At 73.1% G+C, this 16,641-nt stretch carries 19 protein-coding genes and 1 pseudogene; 9 read left to right on the top strand and 11 right to left on the bottom strand.

The window, feature by feature from the left end:
• Window positions 1-106: 106 nt before the first annotated feature.
• Window positions 107-1,150 (bottom strand): LacI family DNA-binding transcriptional regulator, encoded by a 1,044-nt coding sequence (locus IG90_RS0123870; RefSeq protein ID WP_030588110.1) that lies wholly within the window; start codon window positions 1,148-1,150, stop codon window positions 107-109.
• A gap of 271 nt (window positions 1,151-1,421) precedes the next feature.
• On the opposite strand from IG90_RS0123870, the gene IG90_RS0123865 reads away from it, so the two are divergent.
• The 3 genes from IG90_RS0123865 to IG90_RS0123855 are packed head-to-tail and all read left to right on the top strand — an operon-like array spanning window position 1,422 to window position 2,572.
• The gene (locus IG90_RS0123865; protein WP_030588107.1) at window positions 1,422-1,664 is read left to right on the top strand and encodes a hypothetical protein; all 243 of its coding nucleotides are present in this window, start codon (window positions 1,422-1,424) and stop codon (window positions 1,662-1,664) included.
• Window positions 1,654-1,890, top strand: a complete 237-nt coding sequence (locus tag IG90_RS0123860) for a hypothetical protein (RefSeq protein ID WP_030588104.1) — start codon at window positions 1,654-1,656, stop codon at window positions 1,888-1,890. The genes IG90_RS0123865 and IG90_RS0123860 overlap by 11 nt, the downstream gene beginning before the upstream one ends.
• Window positions 1,891-1,930: 40 nt before the next feature.
• A complete protein-coding gene (locus IG90_RS0123855) occupies window positions 1,931-2,572 on the top strand; it encodes a hypothetical protein (RefSeq protein WP_030588101.1) in 642 nt (213 codons plus the stop codon).
• A gap of 415 nt (window positions 2,573-2,987) precedes the next feature.
• Here the strand turns inward: IG90_RS0123855 and IG90_RS0123850 are convergent, their stop codons facing one another.
• Together IG90_RS0123850 and IG90_RS0123845 are read right to left on the bottom strand one after the other, a co-directional pair.
• Window positions 2,988-3,302 (bottom strand): hypothetical protein, encoded by a 315-nt coding sequence (locus IG90_RS0123850; RefSeq protein ID WP_051860180.1) that lies wholly within the window; start codon window positions 3,300-3,302, stop codon window positions 2,988-2,990.
• 283 nt (window positions 3,303-3,585) lie between these two features.
• Window positions 3,586-3,939, bottom strand: coding sequence for a PRC-barrel domain-containing protein (locus IG90_RS0123845; RefSeq protein WP_030588095.1), 354 nt, complete (start codon window positions 3,937-3,939; stop codon window positions 3,586-3,588).
• 375 nt (window positions 3,940-4,314) lie between these two features.
• Here IG90_RS0123845 and IG90_RS0123840 point away from each other — a divergent pair, with 375 nt between their 5' ends.
• Window positions 4,315-4,929: a Uma2 family endonuclease gene (locus IG90_RS0123840; RefSeq protein ID WP_030588092.1), complete on the top strand. Its 615-nt coding sequence runs from the start codon at window positions 4,315-4,317 to the stop codon at window positions 4,927-4,929.
• On the opposite strand, the pseudogene IG90_RS46090 reads toward IG90_RS0123840, so the two are convergent.
• The 4 genes and pseudogenes from IG90_RS46090 to IG90_RS0123825 all read right to left on the bottom strand — a co-directional run.
• Window positions 4,926-5,159, bottom strand: a pseudogene (locus IG90_RS46090) (oxidoreductase); the annotation flags it as partial. The gene IG90_RS0123840 and the pseudogene IG90_RS46090 overlap by 4 nt on opposite strands.
• Window positions 5,160-5,328: 169 nt before the next feature.
• Complete coding sequence (locus IG90_RS0123835; RefSeq protein WP_030588089.1) at window positions 5,329-6,903, bottom strand: PTS transporter subunit EIIC; 1,575 nt, start codon at window positions 6,901-6,903, stop codon at window positions 5,329-5,331.
• A 51-nt stretch (window positions 6,904-6,954) separates the two neighbouring features.
• Window positions 6,955-7,929, bottom strand: coding sequence for an N-acetylmuramic acid 6-phosphate etherase (gene murQ / locus IG90_RS0123830; protein ID WP_030588085.1), 975 nt, complete (start codon window positions 7,927-7,929; stop codon window positions 6,955-6,957).
• Between the two features lie 59 nt (window positions 7,930-7,988).
• Window positions 7,989-8,906 carry a MurR/RpiR family transcriptional regulator gene (locus IG90_RS0123825; protein ID WP_030588082.1) on the bottom strand — a complete coding sequence of 306 codons (918 nt, stop codon included), beginning with the start codon at window positions 8,904-8,906 and terminating at the stop codon, window positions 7,989-7,991.
• A gap of 109 nt (window positions 8,907-9,015) precedes the next feature.
• On the opposite strand from IG90_RS0123825, the gene IG90_RS0123820 reads away from it, so the two are divergent.
• Complete coding sequence (locus IG90_RS0123820; protein ID WP_030588080.1) at window positions 9,016-9,384, top strand: hypothetical protein; 369 nt, start codon at window positions 9,016-9,018, stop codon at window positions 9,382-9,384.
• The gene (locus IG90_RS0123815) at window positions 9,381-9,671 is read left to right on the top strand and encodes a DUF4031 domain-containing protein (RefSeq protein ID WP_030588077.1); all 291 of its coding nucleotides are present in this window, start codon (window positions 9,381-9,383) and stop codon (window positions 9,669-9,671) included. The genes IG90_RS0123820 and IG90_RS0123815 overlap by 4 nt, the downstream gene beginning before the upstream one ends.
• Here IG90_RS0123815 and IG90_RS0123810 read toward each other — a convergent pair.
• From IG90_RS0123810 to IG90_RS0123800, 3 genes are all read right to left on the bottom strand, one after another.
• On the bottom strand, window positions 9,647-11,014 hold the full coding sequence (locus tag IG90_RS0123810; protein ID WP_233436051.1) for a Cmx/CmrA family chloramphenicol efflux MFS transporter: 1,368 nt from the start codon (window positions 11,012-11,014) through the stop codon (window positions 9,647-9,649). The two genes, IG90_RS0123815 and IG90_RS0123810, sit on opposite strands and share 25 nt — an antisense overlap.
• A 133-nt stretch (window positions 11,015-11,147) precedes the next feature.
• A complete protein-coding gene (locus IG90_RS0123805) occupies window positions 11,148-12,386 on the bottom strand; it encodes an outer membrane protein assembly factor BamB family protein (protein ID WP_030588070.1) in 1,239 nt (412 codons plus the stop codon).
• 216 nt (window positions 12,387-12,602) lie between these two features.
• On the bottom strand, window positions 12,603-13,304 hold the full coding sequence (locus IG90_RS0123800; RefSeq protein ID WP_030588065.1) for an HD domain-containing protein: 702 nt from the start codon (window positions 13,302-13,304) through the stop codon (window positions 12,603-12,605).
• 116 nt (window positions 13,305-13,420) lie between these two features.
• On the opposite strand from IG90_RS0123800, the gene IG90_RS0123795 reads away from it, so the two are divergent.
• Genes IG90_RS0123795 through IG90_RS0123785 form a run of 3 tightly spaced genes read left to right on the top strand, consistent with a single transcriptional unit; the run spans window position 13,421 to window position 15,818 of the window.
• Window positions 13,421-14,170: a LamB/YcsF family protein gene (locus IG90_RS0123795; protein WP_033894625.1), complete on the top strand. Its 750-nt coding sequence runs from the start codon at window positions 13,421-13,423 to the stop codon at window positions 14,168-14,170.
• The gene (locus IG90_RS0123790; RefSeq protein WP_078585347.1) at window positions 14,167-14,955 is read left to right on the top strand and encodes a 5-oxoprolinase subunit B family protein; all 789 of its coding nucleotides are present in this window, start codon (window positions 14,167-14,169) and stop codon (window positions 14,953-14,955) included. The genes IG90_RS0123795 and IG90_RS0123790 overlap by 4 nt, the downstream gene beginning before the upstream one ends.
• Window positions 14,952-15,818, top strand: a complete 867-nt coding sequence (locus IG90_RS0123785) for a 5-oxoprolinase subunit C family protein (protein WP_030588055.1) — start codon at window positions 14,952-14,954, stop codon at window positions 15,816-15,818. Before IG90_RS0123790 ends, IG90_RS0123785 begins: the two co-directional genes overlap by 4 nt.
• A 52-nt stretch (window positions 15,819-15,870) precedes the next feature.
• Here the strand turns inward: IG90_RS0123785 and IG90_RS0123780 are convergent.
• A partial coding sequence (locus IG90_RS0123780) for an HAD-IC family P-type ATPase (RefSeq protein WP_030588053.1) occupies window positions 15,871-16,641 on the bottom strand: 771 nt, incomplete at its 5' end.

The raw sequence follows: 16,641 nt of genomic DNA, 5'->3' as shown, positions 1-16,641 counted from the left end.
CTCAGGGCGGAGGCCCGCCGTACTCGTGCGCCCCCGGTTCAGGAAGTCACGACCCAACGCGTCCCCGGTCCCGGGGGTCACGACTCATGCGTCGCCGGTGCCGGACTCACGCCGAGGCCCGCCGCACCAGCGTGGTCGGGGTGATCACCGATTCGGGGACGTCGCCGCTGCCCGTACGGTCGCGGTCCAGCGCGCGCAGCAGCAGGCGGGCCATCAGCCGTCCCTGCTCCTCGATCTCCTGGCTGACGGTGGTCAGCGGCGGATCGGTCAGCTCGGCCACCGACTCCATGTCGTCGAACCCCACCAGCGCCACCTGCTCCGGCACGGGAATCCCGCGCTCGCGCAGCACCCGCAGCGCACCCGACGCCATCAGGTCGTTCGCGACGAACACCGCGTCCAGGTCGGGCCGCCGGTCCAGCAGCTCCGCCATCGCCCGCGCCCCGCTCTCCACGGTGAACGCGCCGGCGGCGACGAGCGTCGGGTCCACGTCCAGCAGCACGTCCCGATAGCCGTCCAGCCGGTCCATCGCCGAGGTCTGGTCCAAGGGCCCGCCGATGTGCGCGATGTGCTCCCGCCCGAGGTCCTTCAGATAGCGCACGGCCAGCCGCGCCCCGCCCCGGTTGTCCGCGTCCACATACGGAACGGCCTGGTCGCCCGGGTCGGCGGTCCAGCTGGGCCGCCCCCCGTACACCGCGGGGATCCCCGCCCGCCGGGTGATCGCGGGCACCGGGTCGTCGGTGTGCAGCGAGAACGCCAGCGCCCCGTCCACGTGCCCGCCGGACAGATACCGCGCGATCCGGTCGAAGTCGCCGGGCCCCTCCACCAGCAGCAGGACGAGCTGGGTGTCGTGGGCGGTCAGCTCCTTGCTGATGCCCCGGATCTGCTGGGAGAAGAAGGGGTCCGAGAAGAACCGCGTCTCCGGCTCCGCGATGACGACGGCCACCGCCCCGGTCCGCCGGGTGACCAGCGTCCGCGCGGCGTGGTTCGGGATGTAGCCCAGCTCCTCGACCGCCTGGAGCACCTTGTCCACCAGCGGCTTGCGGACGCCGTCGCCCCCGTTGACGACCCGCGAGGCGGTGGCCCGGGAAACACCCGCACGTGCCGCGACGGCTTCCAGGGTGGGCCGGGACCCGGGGGACTGCTCGGGCAAGGCGGTCGCTCCTCGTCGACAGGGGCGGCGAGACGCGGGCTGGTGCGCGGGGTGCGCGTCGCGCTGTGTGCGTGCTCGGTGTCGCCGCCGGATCGTCTACAGCCTAACGCCGGGCACCGACAGGCCTGAGAGCGCTTCCAGTAGAGGGGTGGGAGCGCGGTGACCATCGGTGGCGATGGAACGGTCGCCGGAACCGCGCCTCTTCCGGGCCAACTGAGCGTTGGACACGCTGGGTATGCATGGCCATCACTCAGAGTGGAAGGTGTGCGGCATGGAAGCGATCGAGCGGCGCAGGGCGGCGGCGGACCGCGTACGGACGGCGGAGCACGCCGTGGAGCGGCTGAAGGAAGGGCTTGCGGAGTTCGGAGTGAAGCTGCCGTCCCTGCGGATCGATCCGGTCTCGTGTGCGGGTGACGAGCCGGCGCCCCTGGTCGACCTGGGCCGCTGCAACATCGACACCGCGTTGCGGCTGTGCGCCGTGCTGGCGGAGAAGGAGAGCGGCCATGACGGGTGAGGGATGTGAGCCGGGTACGCCCGAGCCGGGCGCGTTCGCGGTGGACGCGCGGGACGGTCGGGTCGGCCGGGTGGCGGGCAGGTCGGGACCGAACGTGCGGCTGCGGCCGCCCGGCGGCGGGCCGGAGTGGGAATGCCCGCCGGAGTCGGTGCGGCCGGCGTCACCGGGAGTGGTGCTGCGGGCCCGGGTGACCGAGATCAACAGGGAGGGGCAGCTGCCGCGTTGAGGCCGGGCGGGGTGCGGTCGCAACTCGTTACGCTGCCCCGATGACCGGTGACGAGGGAATGCGGGCGGGAGCGCGGGCGGCGCGCCGCCTGGCGGAGCTGGGCGTGTGCGAGCTGGCGCCGGGTCTGAGCGGTGCGGAGTTCGACCGGATCGAGGCGGAGTACGGCATCGTGTTCGCCGACGACCACCGGGGCTTCCTGGCGGCCGCGCTGCCGGTGGACCGGGCTGCGCCGCCCGAGGAGGACGAGTCGCCGCGGAATCCGTGGAACGACTGGCGGGACGGCGACCCGGCCCTGATCCGGCGGCGGCTGGAGGGGCCGGTGGACGGGCTGCTGTTCTCGGTGGAGCACGGCTGGTGGCCTCCCGGTGGCCGGTGGGGGCCGCGCCCGGCGGACCCGGCGGAGGCCGTCGCGGCGGCGCGTGCCGCACTCGCCTCCGTACCGAAGCTGATCCCGCTCTACGCGCACCGGTATCTGGCGTCAGGAGTGGGGGCCTTCGGAGGCCCGGTGCTGTCGGTGGCCGGCGCGGACACCATCCACTACGGGCGGAACCTGGAGGAGTGGGTGGAGCTGGAGTTCGTGGACCCGGACGCGGTGGAGGCGGGAGGCGCGGGGGAGGCGGCCGGGTGGCCGGAGCCGGCGGCCGGGGACCGGGTGCCGTTCTGGTCGGACCTGGTGGTCTAGGGCGGGTTTCGAAAGCAGCGCCGTCCGCCCGGAGGGCGGGCTCGGCGGCGTTCCCGCTGGCCGCGCTCACCGTGTTCACCCGCAGTGCCGTGGCCCCGAAGGTCCTCTTCGACGCTCTTCCGTCACCTGGCACGGTGCGCACCACGATCTCCTGAGGGAGTGAAATCCACTGCCCGCCGCCGCTTCGGCCCGGCCGCGTCATCAAAGGACGTCGTCACCGCTCTACGGTGAACAGGCCACCGGGCCCGGTCCTCCACGCGAGGTCCGGGCCCGGCACGTGTCCGGCTTCATCAGCGGGTGCTGCCTTGTGGGGTGGGCCGCAGCGGCATGAGCGGTGAGTGCCGGCCCTTCCCGGCCGCACCCGGGCGGCCGTCCTCGGGTCGCGTCCAGGGCAGCACGCCCGTCGGTGCGCGAGTCAGAACTTGACGCAGACCGGGCCCTGGTTGACGTTCACCACGCCGAACTGCTTGACGGCCGCGTTGCAGGAGAAGTTCATCCCGCCGCCGTGCATGTGCCCCTCCTGCCGGTGGGAGGAACCGAAGTCGACGCAGACCGGGCCCTGGTTGACGTTCACCGCGCCGTGCTGTGTGGTGAAGTCGTTGCACTGCACGTAGCGCGTCGGCGCCTCTCCCCGCTCGGAGTAGTCGTTGGCCGAGGCGATACCGGGGCCGGTCATCAGCGCGGCAGCGGCCAGAGCAACGGCCGCGAAGGTCTTACGGAAAGACAGCATGCTTTTCCTTCCAGGAAGTGGAGGGTAGGGACGCAGCAGACTTCACCAGTGCCCGGTTCCCTCAGCGGGCCGGGACACGCTGGTTCATACGAACAGGCGCCACAATGCGCTCTCCTGGCCGTGCGCTGACTCGCACCCCCGGCCGGATGGGAGTGGCTTGCCTCGGTCGCACGCCCATTTGCCGGACAGAGGTGCCGCACATCTACAGGACGCCACCCGTGAGGCGGCGGGGCCGGCCCCTCCTCGGGGTCGGGCCCGCCGCCGTTCGGGGGCGTACACCGGGTCACATGATGCGGAACGCCAGGTAGTACGCGGACAGTTGCTCGTGGTACCCCGGGTCGTCGGCCTGGCGGTGGCGGTCGAACTCCGGGGAGTCCCTGACCTGTTCCTTGGTGAGGTCGACGTAGACCTTCCGGTTCTCGGCGTCGATGCGCTTCACCGTGCCCGCGGGCAGCAGGACGTCCTTGCCGAAGATCCAGACTCCGGTGTCGACGAGCAGATAGGCCGAGCCCACCTCGTCGGAGTGCTTGTCGACCTTTCCGATACTGCCGTCGGTCGCCTCCACCGAATAACCGGTCAGATCGGCGCCCGCGGTGAGGCCGCTCGACGGCTGATAGTCCCACAGGGAATCGCTCATTGTGGCTCCTTTCACGAACGTCGCCCAGGCCATTCTCACGGCGGATCACCGATGCGTTACGGGCATGTCCACCGAGCGATATTTCCGCTGAACTCCGTGTGCCCAGGGAGAGGCCCCGCATTCGCTGGTCAGAAGCGACTGCTGGTCCGAAGTGGCTACCAGCGATACACCCGGCCCCGTCGGCCACCGCCCGCGGCGGGACGGACTGGGCGTCGGCAATTTCCCTCCGTCCGGCAGCGGATCATCCGTGACGGGCGTCCGCCGCGCGCTCTTCCTGTGCGGGCCACCCGTTCGTGGGACGCTGGGAGGAACGGCTGACAGCCGCGAACCCCCCGATCTAGCTTCTCGGCAAGGCCACGGAAGAAGGGACCCGCGATGACCGCAGCGTTCGTCGAGAACGGCCAGGCTTCGGATGGGCGCGAGTGGGACTACCTCCTGCAGACATGGCGTGAACTGGACGTGCCCGAGGGGTGGCGCGCCGAGATCGACGAGGGGCAGATCGTCTTGGTACCACCGCCGCACGCGCACCACAACGGCATCGCCGAGGCGGTGCAGAGCCGCCTTTACCGGGGCCTTCCCGACGGGTTGGGGATCTATCAGACCCTCGGCGTCCACGTGGCCCCGCTCGGCAAGCTGTACGTCCCCGATCTGGTGGTCATGCCGAAGGAGTTGATCACCGGCGCGGATCCGGAGACCAGCGATCCGATGGACGCCTCGGAGGCGTTGCTCGTCGTCGAGATCACGTCCAGGGGGAACGCCCGGGAGGACCGCACCAAGAAGTACCGCGCGTATGCCCGCGCGGGCGTTCCGATGTACCTGCTGATCGACCGGTTCGACACCCGGGGACCGCTGGTCACGCTGTTCACGGAACCGAACGAGGACGGCACGTACAAGCACACGGACGCGGTGCCGTTCGGCAAACCGCTGGCCGTGCCGTCCCCGTTCGATGTGCGGCTTCCGACGGAAGAGTTCCCGGGGCCCGCTGCCTAGAGGGCTTTCGGCTGCGGGCGGGTGACCACCTTGATGTTGAAGGTGTGGGACCCCACCCCGCCCGCGATCCCCGTGAAGAGGAACGCGAAGTGTTCCTGGCCGCGGGCGGTGGTGATGCCGCCGATGTCGAGCTGGGAGGACGCGGGCCGGCCCAGGCCCGTGAACAGCCGGCCGGTGGTGCGCTCGGCCTGGGCCTCGGCGTCGTCGCCCGAGAGGAAGACCCAGTTCGGCTTCGAGACCCCTCACGGTCCTGGCGGCCTCGTGGAACGCGGCATGACAGGCCTCCACGGCGGCATCCGCGCCTGCCTCGTCCATGTGCCTGGCGGGCACAAGGGGGCCGCACCGTCGATCGGCGGCCACCGGACACGTGAGGAGTTCCTGACGTCAGGAGGCCCCGGTTCACTCCACGGCAGCCGGCGCCTTGGACGGCGAGGGGCCGGGGCCGTCCGTGGTGTCGGGTGCGCCGGAGGCCGTCGTGGGACGGGGCTGGGTGCCGCCGGTGGCGGCGACCGTGGACAAGGCCGGTTCCTGGGAGACGTTGAACTCGGCGAGCAGGTCCTTGCCGAAGCCGAAGAAGTACGTCGCGACGAACCCGGCGAGATAGCCGACGAGCAGCCCGCCCGCGTAGATGGCGATCGTCGAACCCAGGCCGTGGTTGCCGTCCAGGAGCGGGAACAGGGCCCAGCCGGACGGGCCGATGGCCGTCGAGCCGACCGTGTCGCCGAGCTGGTTGAAGAGGCCGACGAAGCCGCCGCCGAACGCGCCGCCGACGCACGCCGTGATGAACGGGCGGCCCAGCGGGAGCGAGACGCCGTAGATCAGGGGCTCGCCGACGCCCAGCAGGCCCGCCGGGAGCGCGGACCTGATCGTGCGGCGGATCGACTCGTTGCGCGGGAGGCGGAAGTAGACGGCCGTCGCCGCGCCCACCTGGCCCGCCCCGGCCATCGCCAGGATCGGGAGCAGGACCGTGTAGCCCTGCTGCTCGATGAGCGTGGTGTGGATCGGGATCAGCGCCTGGTGCAGGCCCAGCATCACCAGGGGCAGGAACAGGCCGCCGAGAACGAAGCCCGCGCCCGCGCCGCCGTTGGACAGCAGCCAGTCCGCGAACGTGCCGATCGCGGAGGACACCTCGCCCGCCACGTACATCAGGCCGAAGATCGTCACGAGGCCGGAGATCAGCACCGTCAGGGTCGGGGTGACCAGGACGTCCAGCGCCTCCGGCACCCAGCGGCGGCACCACTTCTCCACGTACACCGCGAGGACCGCCGCGCCCAGCGCGCCGAGCACACCGCCCTGGCCCGGGGAGAGCGTCTGGCCGAAGGCCTCGATGTTCGCGACGCCCGGGAAGACGATGATGGCCGCCACCGCTCCGCCCAGGATCGGCGTACCGCCGAACTCCTTCGCCGTGTTGTGGCCCACGAACACCGCGATCAGCGCCATGAAGCCGGACGCCATCGCCGCCAGCGCGGGCGTCACGGCGGGCAGCCACTGAAGGTTCACCAGCAGACCGCCCAGGCCCGCGATGATCCCGCAGCCGATGAGCGCGGGGATCAGCGGCACGAAGATGTCGGCGATCTTGCGCAGGAACAGCTTGAACGGGGTGGCGTTCCTCGCCTTCCGCTGCGCCTTGATCGCCGCGCCCTGGGCTGCCAGCTCCTCGGCGGAGACGGCCGCCGCACCGGGCTCGGGGACCGGGGTCGGTGCGGCCTCGCGAGCCTCCGCGACCAGGTGCTCGAACTCCGGGGTGACCCGGGCGACCGTGCCCGGACCCAGCACGATCTGGTACGTGTCGTCCTCGACGACGCCCATCACGGCGGGCAGGGCCTTGAGCGCCTCGTCGTCGACGAGCGACCGGTCGTGCAGCCCGAGGCGGAGCCGGGTCATGCAGTGGGCGATGGAGGCGACGTTCGCCCCGCCGCCGACGAGCGGCAGGATCGCGGCGGCGGTGGCGCGGTTCTTGTCTTCAGTGGCCATGGTGCTCGGTGCCTTGCTGTGCGGGGGGTGGGGTTGGGGTACCCGGGTGGGTCAGGTGGTGCGTACGGCCGCGAGGGCGGCGCGGAGGTGGCCGCCGGACTCGGCGAGGAGCCGGGTGGCGGTGGGGCCGTCGACCCCGCCGAGGACGGCGAGGATCGCGTTCTTGACCTCGCCGTCGGTGGCGGCGAGCGCGGCCTCGATCTCGGCGTCGGACGCGCCGGTGGCCAGGGACACGATGTGCCGGGAGCGGGCCCGCAGCTTCTCGTTGGAAGCGCGGACGTCGACCATGAGATTCCCGTACGTCTTGCCGAGCCGGATCATCGTGATCGTGGAGATCATGTTGAGGACCAGCTTCTGCGCCGTGCCCGCCTTCAGCCGGGTCGAGCCGGTGAGCAGCTCGGGGCCGACGACGACCTCCAGGCCGTGTTCGGCGGCGGCGCCGAGCGCGGAGCCGGCGTTGCAGGAGAGTCCGATGGTCAGGGCGCCCTGTGCGCGTGCGTGCTCCACCGCGCCGATCGCGTAAGGGGTGCGGCCGGAGGCGGAGATGCCGACCACCGTGTCGTCGGCGCCCAGCTTCAGCGCGTCCAGGTCGGCGGCGGCCAGCTCCTTGCTGTCCTCCGCGCCCTCGACGGCCGTGACCATGGCGGAGGGGCCGCCCGCGATCAGGCCGATGACCTCGGACGGGTCGGTGTTGAAGGTGGGCGGGCACTCGCTGGCGTCCAGCACCCCGAGGCGGCCCGCGGTGCCCGCACCGGCGTAGATCAGCCGGCCGCCGCGGGCCATGCGCTCGGCGGCGGCGTCGATGGCCGCGGCGATCTGCGGCAGCCGCTCGGCGACGGCGGCCGGGACGGTGGCGTCCTCCCCGTTCATGATCCGGGCGATCTCCTGCGTGGCCAGCCGGTCGATCTCGGCCAGCTCGGGGCGGAACGCCTCGGTGGTGAGGGTGGCGAGCTGGGCGCGGAGTTCGCCGTAGCTCCCGGCGGAGCCGGTGGAGCCGTCGGTGTTCGCGTCGGTGGTGGAGGTCATGGGGGGCAGCTCTGCTTTCTCGGTCGCGTACGCGTACGGGTGGTGCGTGGCCGGTGCGGTCAGCGGGTGCGGGGGTTGTGGCGGTGGGCGAGGGCCTCGTAGGAGGCGGCCAGGGCCGGCGCGGCGGTCTCGTACGTCCGCTGCGCGACGCCTATGAACAGGCAGTCCACGACGAGCAGTTGGCTCGTGCGGCTCGACATGGCGGCGGGCCGCAGCTCGCTCTCGCGCGCGGTGGACGTGGTCAGCACATGGTCCGCGTACTGCGATACGGGCCCGTCGGGCCGTCCGGTGATCGCGATCGTCGTCGCCCCGCGGTCGAAGGCGACCCGCAGCGGCTCGATGACGTCGCCGGTGGAGCCGGAGTGCGTGATCGCGATGGCCACGTCGCCGCTGCGCAGCTGCACGGCGTTGGTCACCGCGAGGTGCGGGTCCGTGTGCGCGTGGGCGATCAGCCCGATCCGGAGCAGCTTCTGCGCGAGGTCCTGGCCGACGAGGGAGGAGGCCCCGACGCCGTAGATGTCGATGCGGCGGGCGGTGGAGGCGGCGGCGACGGCGGCCCCCAGCTGTACGGTGTCGAGCCCGGCGGCGGTGTCGGCGAGGGTCTGCTGCTCGTCGTAGGCGAGCTTGGCGACCACGTCGGCGATCGGGTCGTCCACCGCGATGTCGGCGGTGACGGCGGGGGCCCGGCCGGACTCCTGGTGCGCGGCGAGGCCGGCCAGGGCGAGGCGCAGATCCCGGTATCCCGGGTAGCCGAGGAGGCGCGCGGTGCGGACGACGGTGGCTTCACTGGTGCCGGTGAGCTCGGCGAGACCGGTGACGGTGAGGGCGGCACACCCGGCCGGGTCGCTCGCCACGGCTTCGGCGACCAGCTGCATCGAGCGGGTCATGGAGGGGGCGAGGGTCCGGACCTTGGCGGCGAGGGCCGCGGGGGCCGGCGGGGATTCGCCGCTGAAAATTTCCTTCACATCATGGGTCACATCTGAAAGATATTTTCAACCCGGGGGTGCGTCAACCCCCCTCCGGTCCCGACCTCAGGCGGCGCCTCCAGGGGGTGGTTCCCTCACGCGGGCGCGCACAATGGGGGGCATGGAGTTGAACCCCCTGGAGCAGTCCCTGCACACCGCCCGCGCGCTCGTCATGGCCGATCTGGCGGCGGGCGATGTCGCAGAGGCGGACATCGTCTCGCTGGTCGAGGACGCGGTGACCCACCGGCGGTGGTGGGTGGAGCAGTGGCCCGAGGGCGCGGAGTTCGTGGCCGGGCTGGTCGCCCAGGACGTGCAGGACGCGCTGCTGGAGCGGTACGGGCGGTGGCCGCTGTGCCCGGTCTGCACCGAGGAGGAGCCGCACGCGCTCGACGTGGAGCCGGAGCTCGGGCCCGACCCGCACTGGGTGTGCACCAAGGCGGCCGTGGCGGTGGCGCCGGTGGGGGCGCTGGGCGGGGTGCTGCGGCGGTGACCCTCTACATCGACCCGCCCACCTGGCCCGGACACGGCCGCCTCTGGTCGCACCTGGTCAGCGATGTGTCGTTCGAGGAGCTGCACGCCTTCGCCACCGCGATCGGCTGCCCGCCCCGCGCCTTCGAGCGCGATCACTACGACGTGCCGGAGGCGCACTACGCGGACGCGGTGCGGGCCGGGGCGAGGGAGATCGGCTCGAAGGAGCTGGTCAGGCGTCTTACGGACGCGGGGCTGAGGAGGCCGAAGGGGCGGCCGGCGCCTCAGAGCCTGTCGGGCGACCTCTGATCGGGCGGCCACGCCCTGGCACGCACGCTTCCGGCGTTGCCGAAATGCCCTCGTAGCGGAGCTACCAGGGCATCTCGGCGCCTTGGAACCGTACGCACCGGGCCGCGTCCGCTTTCCGGTCGAAGGCCACCCGACAGGCTCTCAGGGGCCGCCGCGCTCTTCGCGATGAGCCGCGAGCGGGACCGGCCGCCCTCGCCGCCGCCGTGCTGGAGGTGCAGCGCCACCCCCACCGCCGCCAGGGCCAGGGCCGTCATCGCCGCGCCCGCCCAGGCCGTGGACGCGAAGCCGAAGTCCAGGTCGATCACGGTGCCGCCGAGCCACGGGCCACTCGTGTTGCCCAGGTTGAACGCCGCCGTCGTGGTGGCCCCGGCCAGCGTCGGGGCGGCCCCGGCCACGTTGAACATCCGGGCGTTCAGCGCGGGGGCCGTGAAGAAGGCGGACAGGCCCAGCAGGAACGCCAGCGCGACGACCGCGGTCTGGCTGGAGGCGAACAGGGCCAGCGCCACCAGGAACACCGTGGACGCCGTGATGCCGCTCAGCAGCACCCCGAAGAGGTGCGCGTCCGCGACCCGGCCGCCGATCACCGTACCGATCAGCGCGCCCACTCCGAACAGGCCGAGGATCCACGGAACCCAGCCCGAGTCGAGCCCCGCCACGTCCGTGAGCAGCGGCGCCAGGTAGCTGAACGCACAGAACACGCCGCCCGCCGCGAGCGCGGTGATCACGATGGCCAGCCAGACCTGCCGGTCCCGGTAGATCGCCAGCTCCCGCTTCAGCTCGGGCTTCGCCTCGGGCAGCGGGATGTGCGGGATGCGCGTGGCGACGCCGGCCAGGGCCACCGCCGAGGCCGCGCCGACCGCCCAGAACGCCGAACGCCAGCCGAGGTGTTCGCCGAGGAAGGCCCCCAGCGGCACGCCCAGCACGTTCGCGACGGACAGACCGCCGATCATCACGGCCATCGCCCGCGCCCGCGCGTTCACCGGGACCATCGCGATGGCCACGGCCGCGCCGACCGCCCAGAAGCCCGCACAGGCGAGCGCGCTCACCACCCGGGAGACGAAGAGGACCTCGTACGTCGGAGCCAGCGCACCGGCGAGCTGGCCGAGGCCGAACACCGAGATCAGCGCGATCAGCGTGGTGCGGCGCGGCAGCCGGAGCGTGGCGACGGCCAGCAGCGGGGCGCCGACCACCATGCCGATCGCGAACGCGGATATGAGCAGTCCGGCCTGCGGGATCGACACGTTCATGTCGTCGGCGATCGGCGGGAGCAGGCCCGACAGCATGAACTCGCTGGTGCCGAGTGCGAAGACCGAGAGACCGAGAACGTATACGGCCGGCGGCATGGGGGCGCGGCGGGCGAGAGAGTCGGGCATGACTCGTCCCAACGCCGGGGAACGCCTCCGCATTCCTCGGCGCCGGGGAATCCGGAGGCTGAAGCACGCCCGCTGCGACGTCCCCGGCCCCGGGGCGTCCGCGTTACGCGGGAAGGGCGTGCAGCTTCTTGCCGTGCAGGGCGAACACGCGCTTGCCGTCGGTGGCGATCAGCCACGCGTGGTAGTCGCCGGTCTTGTCGTTGAACGTCCAGCGCAGGGCGCCGGTCTTCGCGTCGAAGGCGTGGACGCCGCCCTTCTCGTCGAGCTCGGTGGCTCCGTAGAGGGTGCCGCCCACCGTGACGAACTGCCGCGGGACGTGCGCGCCCGTGTCCTTGAGGGCCGTGGACTGCCAGATCTTCTTGCCGGTCCCCGGCTCGACGGCCCACAGCGTCCGGCCGCTGTCCGCGATGTAGAGCACGTCCTCCAGGAGGGCCGGCTCCCGGAAGGAGGTGAACCGCTCGGTCTCCACGGACCACTTCTCGGACCCGTCGGACAGGGCGAACGCCTGGAGCCGCTGCCCCTGAGGGACGATCACCAGGTCCTTGTGGACGGCGAACGGGCCGTAGCTCGTCTTCGTGGTCTTGTGCGTCCACACCTGCCGGCCGGTGGCGGTGTCGCGGACCGTGAGGTTCTTCTTGAAGTCGGTGTAGACGAGGTAGCGGCCCTGCACGACGGCGTGGACGCCGTTCTGCTGGGTGCCGAGGTCGCGCTGTTCCTTCCAGACGACCTTGCCCGTGCTGCTGTTCAGCGCGGCGATCACGTTGGTGTGGGACGAGTGGTCGGCCTCGAGGATCTCCGCGATGACGTAGACCTGCTCCGCGTCCACCGCGACCGGCCTCGGCTGCCGGTACTCCTTGCCCAGGTGGCTGCGCCAGGCCTCCTCGCCGGTTCCCGGTACGTAGCCGATGACGTTGCCGTCGTACTCTCCGCTGGCCAGGTACAGGGTGCCGGCGCCGAGCAGCAACGGCGCACCGGGCACCGCGCCGCCGGGCAGTGACCACCGCTCCTCGCCGGTCGCCGCGTCGAGGGCGGCTAGCGGATCACCGCTCGCGATCACCACGCCGTCCACGGTGACGAGTTCGTCGTTGTCCCCGTAGGTCTGCGCCGACGTCGTCCTCGTCCACAGCGGCTCGGGGGCCCGGCCGTCCTCGGGGGCCTTGCCGTCCTCGGGAGAAGCGCCGCGCGGCGACGGAGTGCCGCCCGCACCGCCGGTTGCGAGCTCGTCCTCGCAGCCGGTCAGGCCGGCTCCGAGCACCGCCATCGTGAGACCGCCCCCGGCCAGCCGCAGTACGCGCCGCCGCGAAGACCTGCCGACCGTCGTGCTGCCGTATCCCTTGGACATCTAGCCGTACCCCCGTGGAGTCGTGTGAGCGGAAAGACGCACATGCTGCCTTTGCGGAGTGTGTGCATCTGCGATGCGAGACGTTAGCGCTCATCGCCCTTCACCGGTCGGGCCAGGGCTCGACCGGGACGACACCGTGAACGAACCGGAACATTTACCGGTCGGCGGGAGTGCGGGTCAGCGGGAGTACCGGTCGGAGGGAGTACCGGCCACCGGTCAGCGGGGTCCGGACGACGTCAGCAGCTCCAGCTCCGTCGCCAGGTTGTGCCGCGCCCGCGTCTCCCACTCCGCCACGCCGTACGGGGTACGGAACAGCCTGGGCAGGCCAAGGAGTTGCCGCAGCACCGCCGCCCGGCCCTCCCGGAACGCCGCGTCCGGCACGAAGCCGTACTCCTCCCGGACCTGGGCCGCGTACGCCCCGTACTCCTGCGGGTCGCCCGCCAGGATCGCGAGGTCGGCGTCGCACAGCACCTCGCCGTTGCGGTCGCCGTCCGCCGGGTCGTGCGTGACGGTGAGGCGGACCAGCCGGGCGACCTCCGCCGCCACCGCCTCCGGCACCCCCGCCTCGGGCAGCGCGCGTTCGGCGAGGGCCGCGCTGCGCTCCTCGTTCTCCGTCCGGTCGGGCCGGTACACCGCGTCGTGGAACCAGGCGGCCAGGCGTACCGCGTGCACGTCGTCGGCGTGGCCGGCCAGCGTGTCGATGCGGTCCAGGACGGTGATCAGGTGGGCGGTCGTGTGATAGCGGCGCTGCGGCTCGGCCCAGCGGGCGAGGAGGTTCTCGGCGTACGGCAGTGGATCGGGCCCGTCCGCCCCGGCGCGCGCGGCCAGCAGCGTGTCGTGCCAGCGGTCGCGGAGGGCGGCGTCGGGAGGAGCGGCGTCCCGGGAAGCGGCTTCGTGTGGGCGTGGACTGTCCGTCATGGGACGACTCTAGGACGTGGGGGCCGCGCCCCTGTGCCCTTCGGACGGCCCCCGGACCGCCCCCTGGACCACCCCTTGTCGCTCCGCTGAACTGTCATTACCGTGCGCCCGTGATGATGGATCTCAACGCGGACCTCGGCGAGGGCTTCGGCAACTGGACCCTGACCGACGACGACGCTCTCCTCGCCTGCGTCACGAGCGCCAACGTGGCCTGCGGCTTCCACGCGGGCGACGCCTCCGTGATGCGGCGGGTCTGCGATGCGGCGGCGGCCGGCGGAGTACGGATCGGAGCGCAGGTCTCCTACCGGGACCTGGCCGGGTTCGGACGCCGGTCCATGGACGTGCCGCCGGCCGAGCTGACCGCCGAGATCGCCTACCAGATAGGCGCGTTGCGGGTCTTCGCGGAGGCCGCCGGGTCCGTCGTCTCGTACGTGAAGCCGCACGGCGCGCTCTACAACCGGGCCGTCTGGGACGACGACCAGGCCGCCGCCGTCGTCGCGGGCGTCCGGCTCGCGGGCGGAAGCCTGGCCGTGCTCGGGCTGCCCGGATCCCGGCTGCTCGCCCACGCGGCCGACGCCGGACTGCCCGCGGTCGAGGAGGCGTTCGCCGACCGCGCGTACACCCCGCAGGGCACCCTCGTGCCCCGCGGCGAACCGGCCGCGGTGGTGCACGACCCGGACGACGTCGTACGCCGGAGCGTCGGCATGGCCGTCGAGCGGGCCGTGACCGGGGCGGACGGCAGCCGGATACCCGTCTCGGCGCGCTCGCTCTGCGTCCACGGCGACACCCCGGGCGCGGCGGCCCTCGCGCGCCGGGTGCGGGCCGCGCTGGAGGAAGCGGGCGTCACGGTACGGGCGTTCGCGTGAGCGGCTCCGACGGTGGCGCCGGCGGCGTGCGGGAGATACGCGTCCTTCCCGCCGGGCCGCACGCCCTGCTCGTCGAGCTGGCCGACGGCGAGCACGCCGAGGCCTTCCACGCCGAACTGCTCCGCCGCCGCGAGCGCGGTGAACTCCCCGCCGTACGCGAGATCGTCCCGGCCGCCCGTACCGTCCTGCTCGACGGGATCGCGGAGAGCGCGCCCGGCGCCCGGGACCGGTTCGCCCGCGACCTCGCCGCGTGGCGGACGCCGCCGCTGCTCCGCGAGGGCCGCGACGCGGTGGAGATCCCCGTCGTCTACGACGGCCCCGACCTCGCCGAGGTCGCCGCGCTCTGGGGCGTCCCGGCCGCCGAGGTGGCCGTCCTGCACTCCCGTACCGCGTTCCGGGTGGCGTTCTGCGGGTTCACCCCCGGGTTCGGCTACCTCACAGGGCTGCCCGAGCCGTTGCACGTGCCCCGGCGCACGACCCCGCGCACCCGGGTTCCGGCCGGGGCGGTGGCCCTCGCCGGCCCTTACACCGGGGTGTACCCGCGCCCCTCGCCCGGCGGCTGGCGGATCGTCGGTCGGATGCCGGACCCGGGAGCCCTGTGGGACCCGGCCCGGGAACCGGCGGCGCTGCTGGAGCCGGGGACGCCGGTCAGTTTCGTGGCGGTGGGGGCGGAGGGCGGCGCGGTGCCGAGTCCCCGGGCGGGCGAGCCCGAGGCGGGAGGTTCCGGGGCGGGCGGTTCCCGGGCCGGGGCTCCCCGGGCGGGCGACTTCCGGAGGAGCGGATGACGCCCGCCGGCTCCCGCCTGCGCGTCGTCCGGGCCGGGGCGCTGACCACCGTGCAGGACGCGGGCCGTCCCGGCTGGGCTCACCTCGGGGTCGGACGCTCCGGGTTCCTGGACGCGCCCGCCGCCCGGCTGGCCAACCGGCTGGTGGGCAACCCGCCGGACGCCGCCGTCCTGGAGACCACGCTCACCGGGTGCGCGGTCCGCCCGGACCGGCCGGTCGTGGCCGTCGTCGGCGGGGCGGGCTGCCGGGTGACGGTCGACGGGCGGCCGGTGGCGTGGGGCGCGCCGGTGCGGGTGCCCGCGGGCGCGGTGCTGGACGCGGGCCCCGCCGTCGGCGGCCTGCGCGGCTACCTGGCGTTCGCGGGCGGGCTGGAGCCGGAAGCGGTGCTGGACAGCCGCTCGGCGGACCTCCTCTCGGGTCTCGGCCCCGCCCCGCTGAGCGAGGGCGACGCACTCCCGCTGGGTGATCCGGGCGGCCCGCCGCCGCCCGCCGGTCCCGTCCCCTGGCCCGGCGCCCCCGCCGAGCTGGTGCTCCCGGTCCACCCCGGGCCCCGGCACGACTGGTTCACCGACGCCGCGCTCCGCACGCTGCACACCGCCGCCTACCGGGTCTCGGCGCACAGCAACCGCATCGGCCTGCGGACGGAGGGCCCGGTGCTGGAGCGGTCCCGTACGGGGGAACTGCCCAGCGAGGGCATGGTCCTGGGGGCGGTCCAGGTGCCGCCGGACGGCCGGCCCGTCGTCTTCCTCAACGACCATCCGACGACCGGCGGTTACCCGGTCGTCGGCGTCGTCCCCGAACGGTCCCTCGCCGCGGCGGCGCAGGCGGTGCCGGGGACCCGGCTGCGTTTCGTACGCGCCTGAGCGCGACGGGACCGCAGGGGCCCCGCCGCGCTCCGACTTCGTGCCCGGGGACTCACGCGCCCTTGAAGGTGCGCAGCCGCAGGGAGTTGCCGACCACGAAGACCGAGGAGAAGGCCATCGCGGCCCCGGCGATCATCGGGTTGAGGAGTCCGGCGGCGGCCAGCGGGAGGGCGCCGACGTTGTAGGCGAAGGCCCAGAAGAGGTTGGTGCGGATGGTGGAGAGGGTGCGGCGGGCGAGGCGGATCGCGTCGGCGGCGGCGTTGAGGTCACCGCGGACCAGGGTGAGGTCGCCGGCCTCGATGGCGGCGTCGGTCCCCGTGCCCATCGCGAGACCGAGGTCGGCCTGGGCGAGGGCGGCGGCGTCGTTGACCCCGTCGCCGACCATGGCGACGACCCGGCCCTCGGCCTGAAGGCGCTTGACCACATCGACCTTGTCCTGCGGCATGACCTCCGCGTACACCTCGTCGATGCCCACCTCGGCCGCGACCGACTCCGCCACGGCCCGGTTGTCGCCGGTGAGGAGGATCGGGGTCAGGCCGAGGGCGCGGAGCCGGCGGACGGCCTCGGCGCTCGTGTCCTTCACCGCGTCGGCCACCTCCAGCACCGCGCGCGCCTCGCCGTCCCAGGCGACGGTGATCGCCGTACGGCCGGCGGCCTCCGCGGCCTGCTTCGCCTCGGCGAGGCGGTCGGGGAGACGGATCTCCCACTCGGCCAGCAACTGCTCCCGTCCGACGAGGAGGGCGTGGCCCTCGACGATGCCCTGGACGCCGAGTCCGGGGATGTTCTGGAAGTCCTCGGGGGTGGGGAGGGGTCCGGTGGCGTC

Origin of the sequence: Streptomyces anulatus, from assembly GCF_000721175.1 — a bacterium.
GTDB classification, from domain to species: Bacteria; Actinomycetota; Actinomycetes; order Streptomycetales; family Streptomycetaceae; genus Streptomyces; species Streptomyces anulatus_C.
The sequence above is the reverse complement of the archived record's forward strand: the minus strand, read 5'-3'. Positions and strand labels throughout refer to the sequence as shown.

Bases quoted from the DNA above. Each gene is read 5' to 3' on its own strand.
- IG90_RS0123865 (WP_030588107.1), top strand. From the start codon at position 1,422: ATGGAAGCGATCGAGCGGCGCAGGGCGGCGGCGGACCGCGTACGGACG.
- IG90_RS0123860 (WP_030588104.1), top strand. From the start codon at position 1,654: ATGACGGGTGAGGGATGTGAGCCGGGTACGCCCGAGCCGGGCGCGTTC.
- IG90_RS0123855 (WP_030588101.1), top strand. From the start codon at position 1,931: ATGACCGGTGACGAGGGAATGCGGGCGGGAGCGCGGGCGGCGCGCCGC.
- IG90_RS0123850 (WP_051860180.1), bottom strand. From the start codon at position 3,302: ATGCTGTCTTTCCGTAAGACCTTCGCGGCCGTTGCTCTGGCCGCTGCC.
- IG90_RS0123845 (WP_030588095.1), bottom strand. From the start codon at position 3,939: ATGAGCGATTCCCTGTGGGACTATCAGCCGTCGAGCGGCCTCACCGCG.
- IG90_RS0123840 (WP_030588092.1), top strand. From the start codon at position 4,315: ATGACCGCAGCGTTCGTCGAGAACGGCCAGGCTTCGGATGGGCGCGAG.
- IG90_RS0123835 (WP_030588089.1), bottom strand. From the start codon at position 6,903: ATGGCCACTGAAGACAAGAACCGCGCCACCGCCGCCGCGATCCTGCCG.
- murQ (WP_030588085.1), bottom strand. From the start codon at position 7,929: ATGACCTCCACCACCGACGCGAACACCGACGGCTCCACCGGCTCCGCC.
- IG90_RS0123820 (WP_030588080.1), top strand. From the start codon at position 9,016: ATGGAGTTGAACCCCCTGGAGCAGTCCCTGCACACCGCCCGCGCGCTC.
- IG90_RS0123810 (WP_233436051.1), bottom strand. From the start codon at position 11,014: ATGCCGCCGGCCGTATACGTTCTCGGTCTCTCGGTCTTCGCACTCGGC.
- IG90_RS0123805 (WP_030588070.1), bottom strand. From the start codon at position 12,386: ATGTCCAAGGGATACGGCAGCACGACGGTCGGCAGGTCTTCGCGGCGG.
- IG90_RS0123800 (WP_030588065.1), bottom strand. From the start codon at position 13,304: ATGACGGACAGTCCACGCCCACACGAAGCCGCTTCCCGGGACGCCGCT.
- IG90_RS0123795 (WP_033894625.1), top strand. From the start codon at position 13,421: ATGGATCTCAACGCGGACCTCGGCGAGGGCTTCGGCAACTGGACCCTG.
- IG90_RS0123785 (WP_030588055.1), top strand. From the start codon at position 14,952: ATGACGCCCGCCGGCTCCCGCCTGCGCGTCGTCCGGGCCGGGGCGCTG.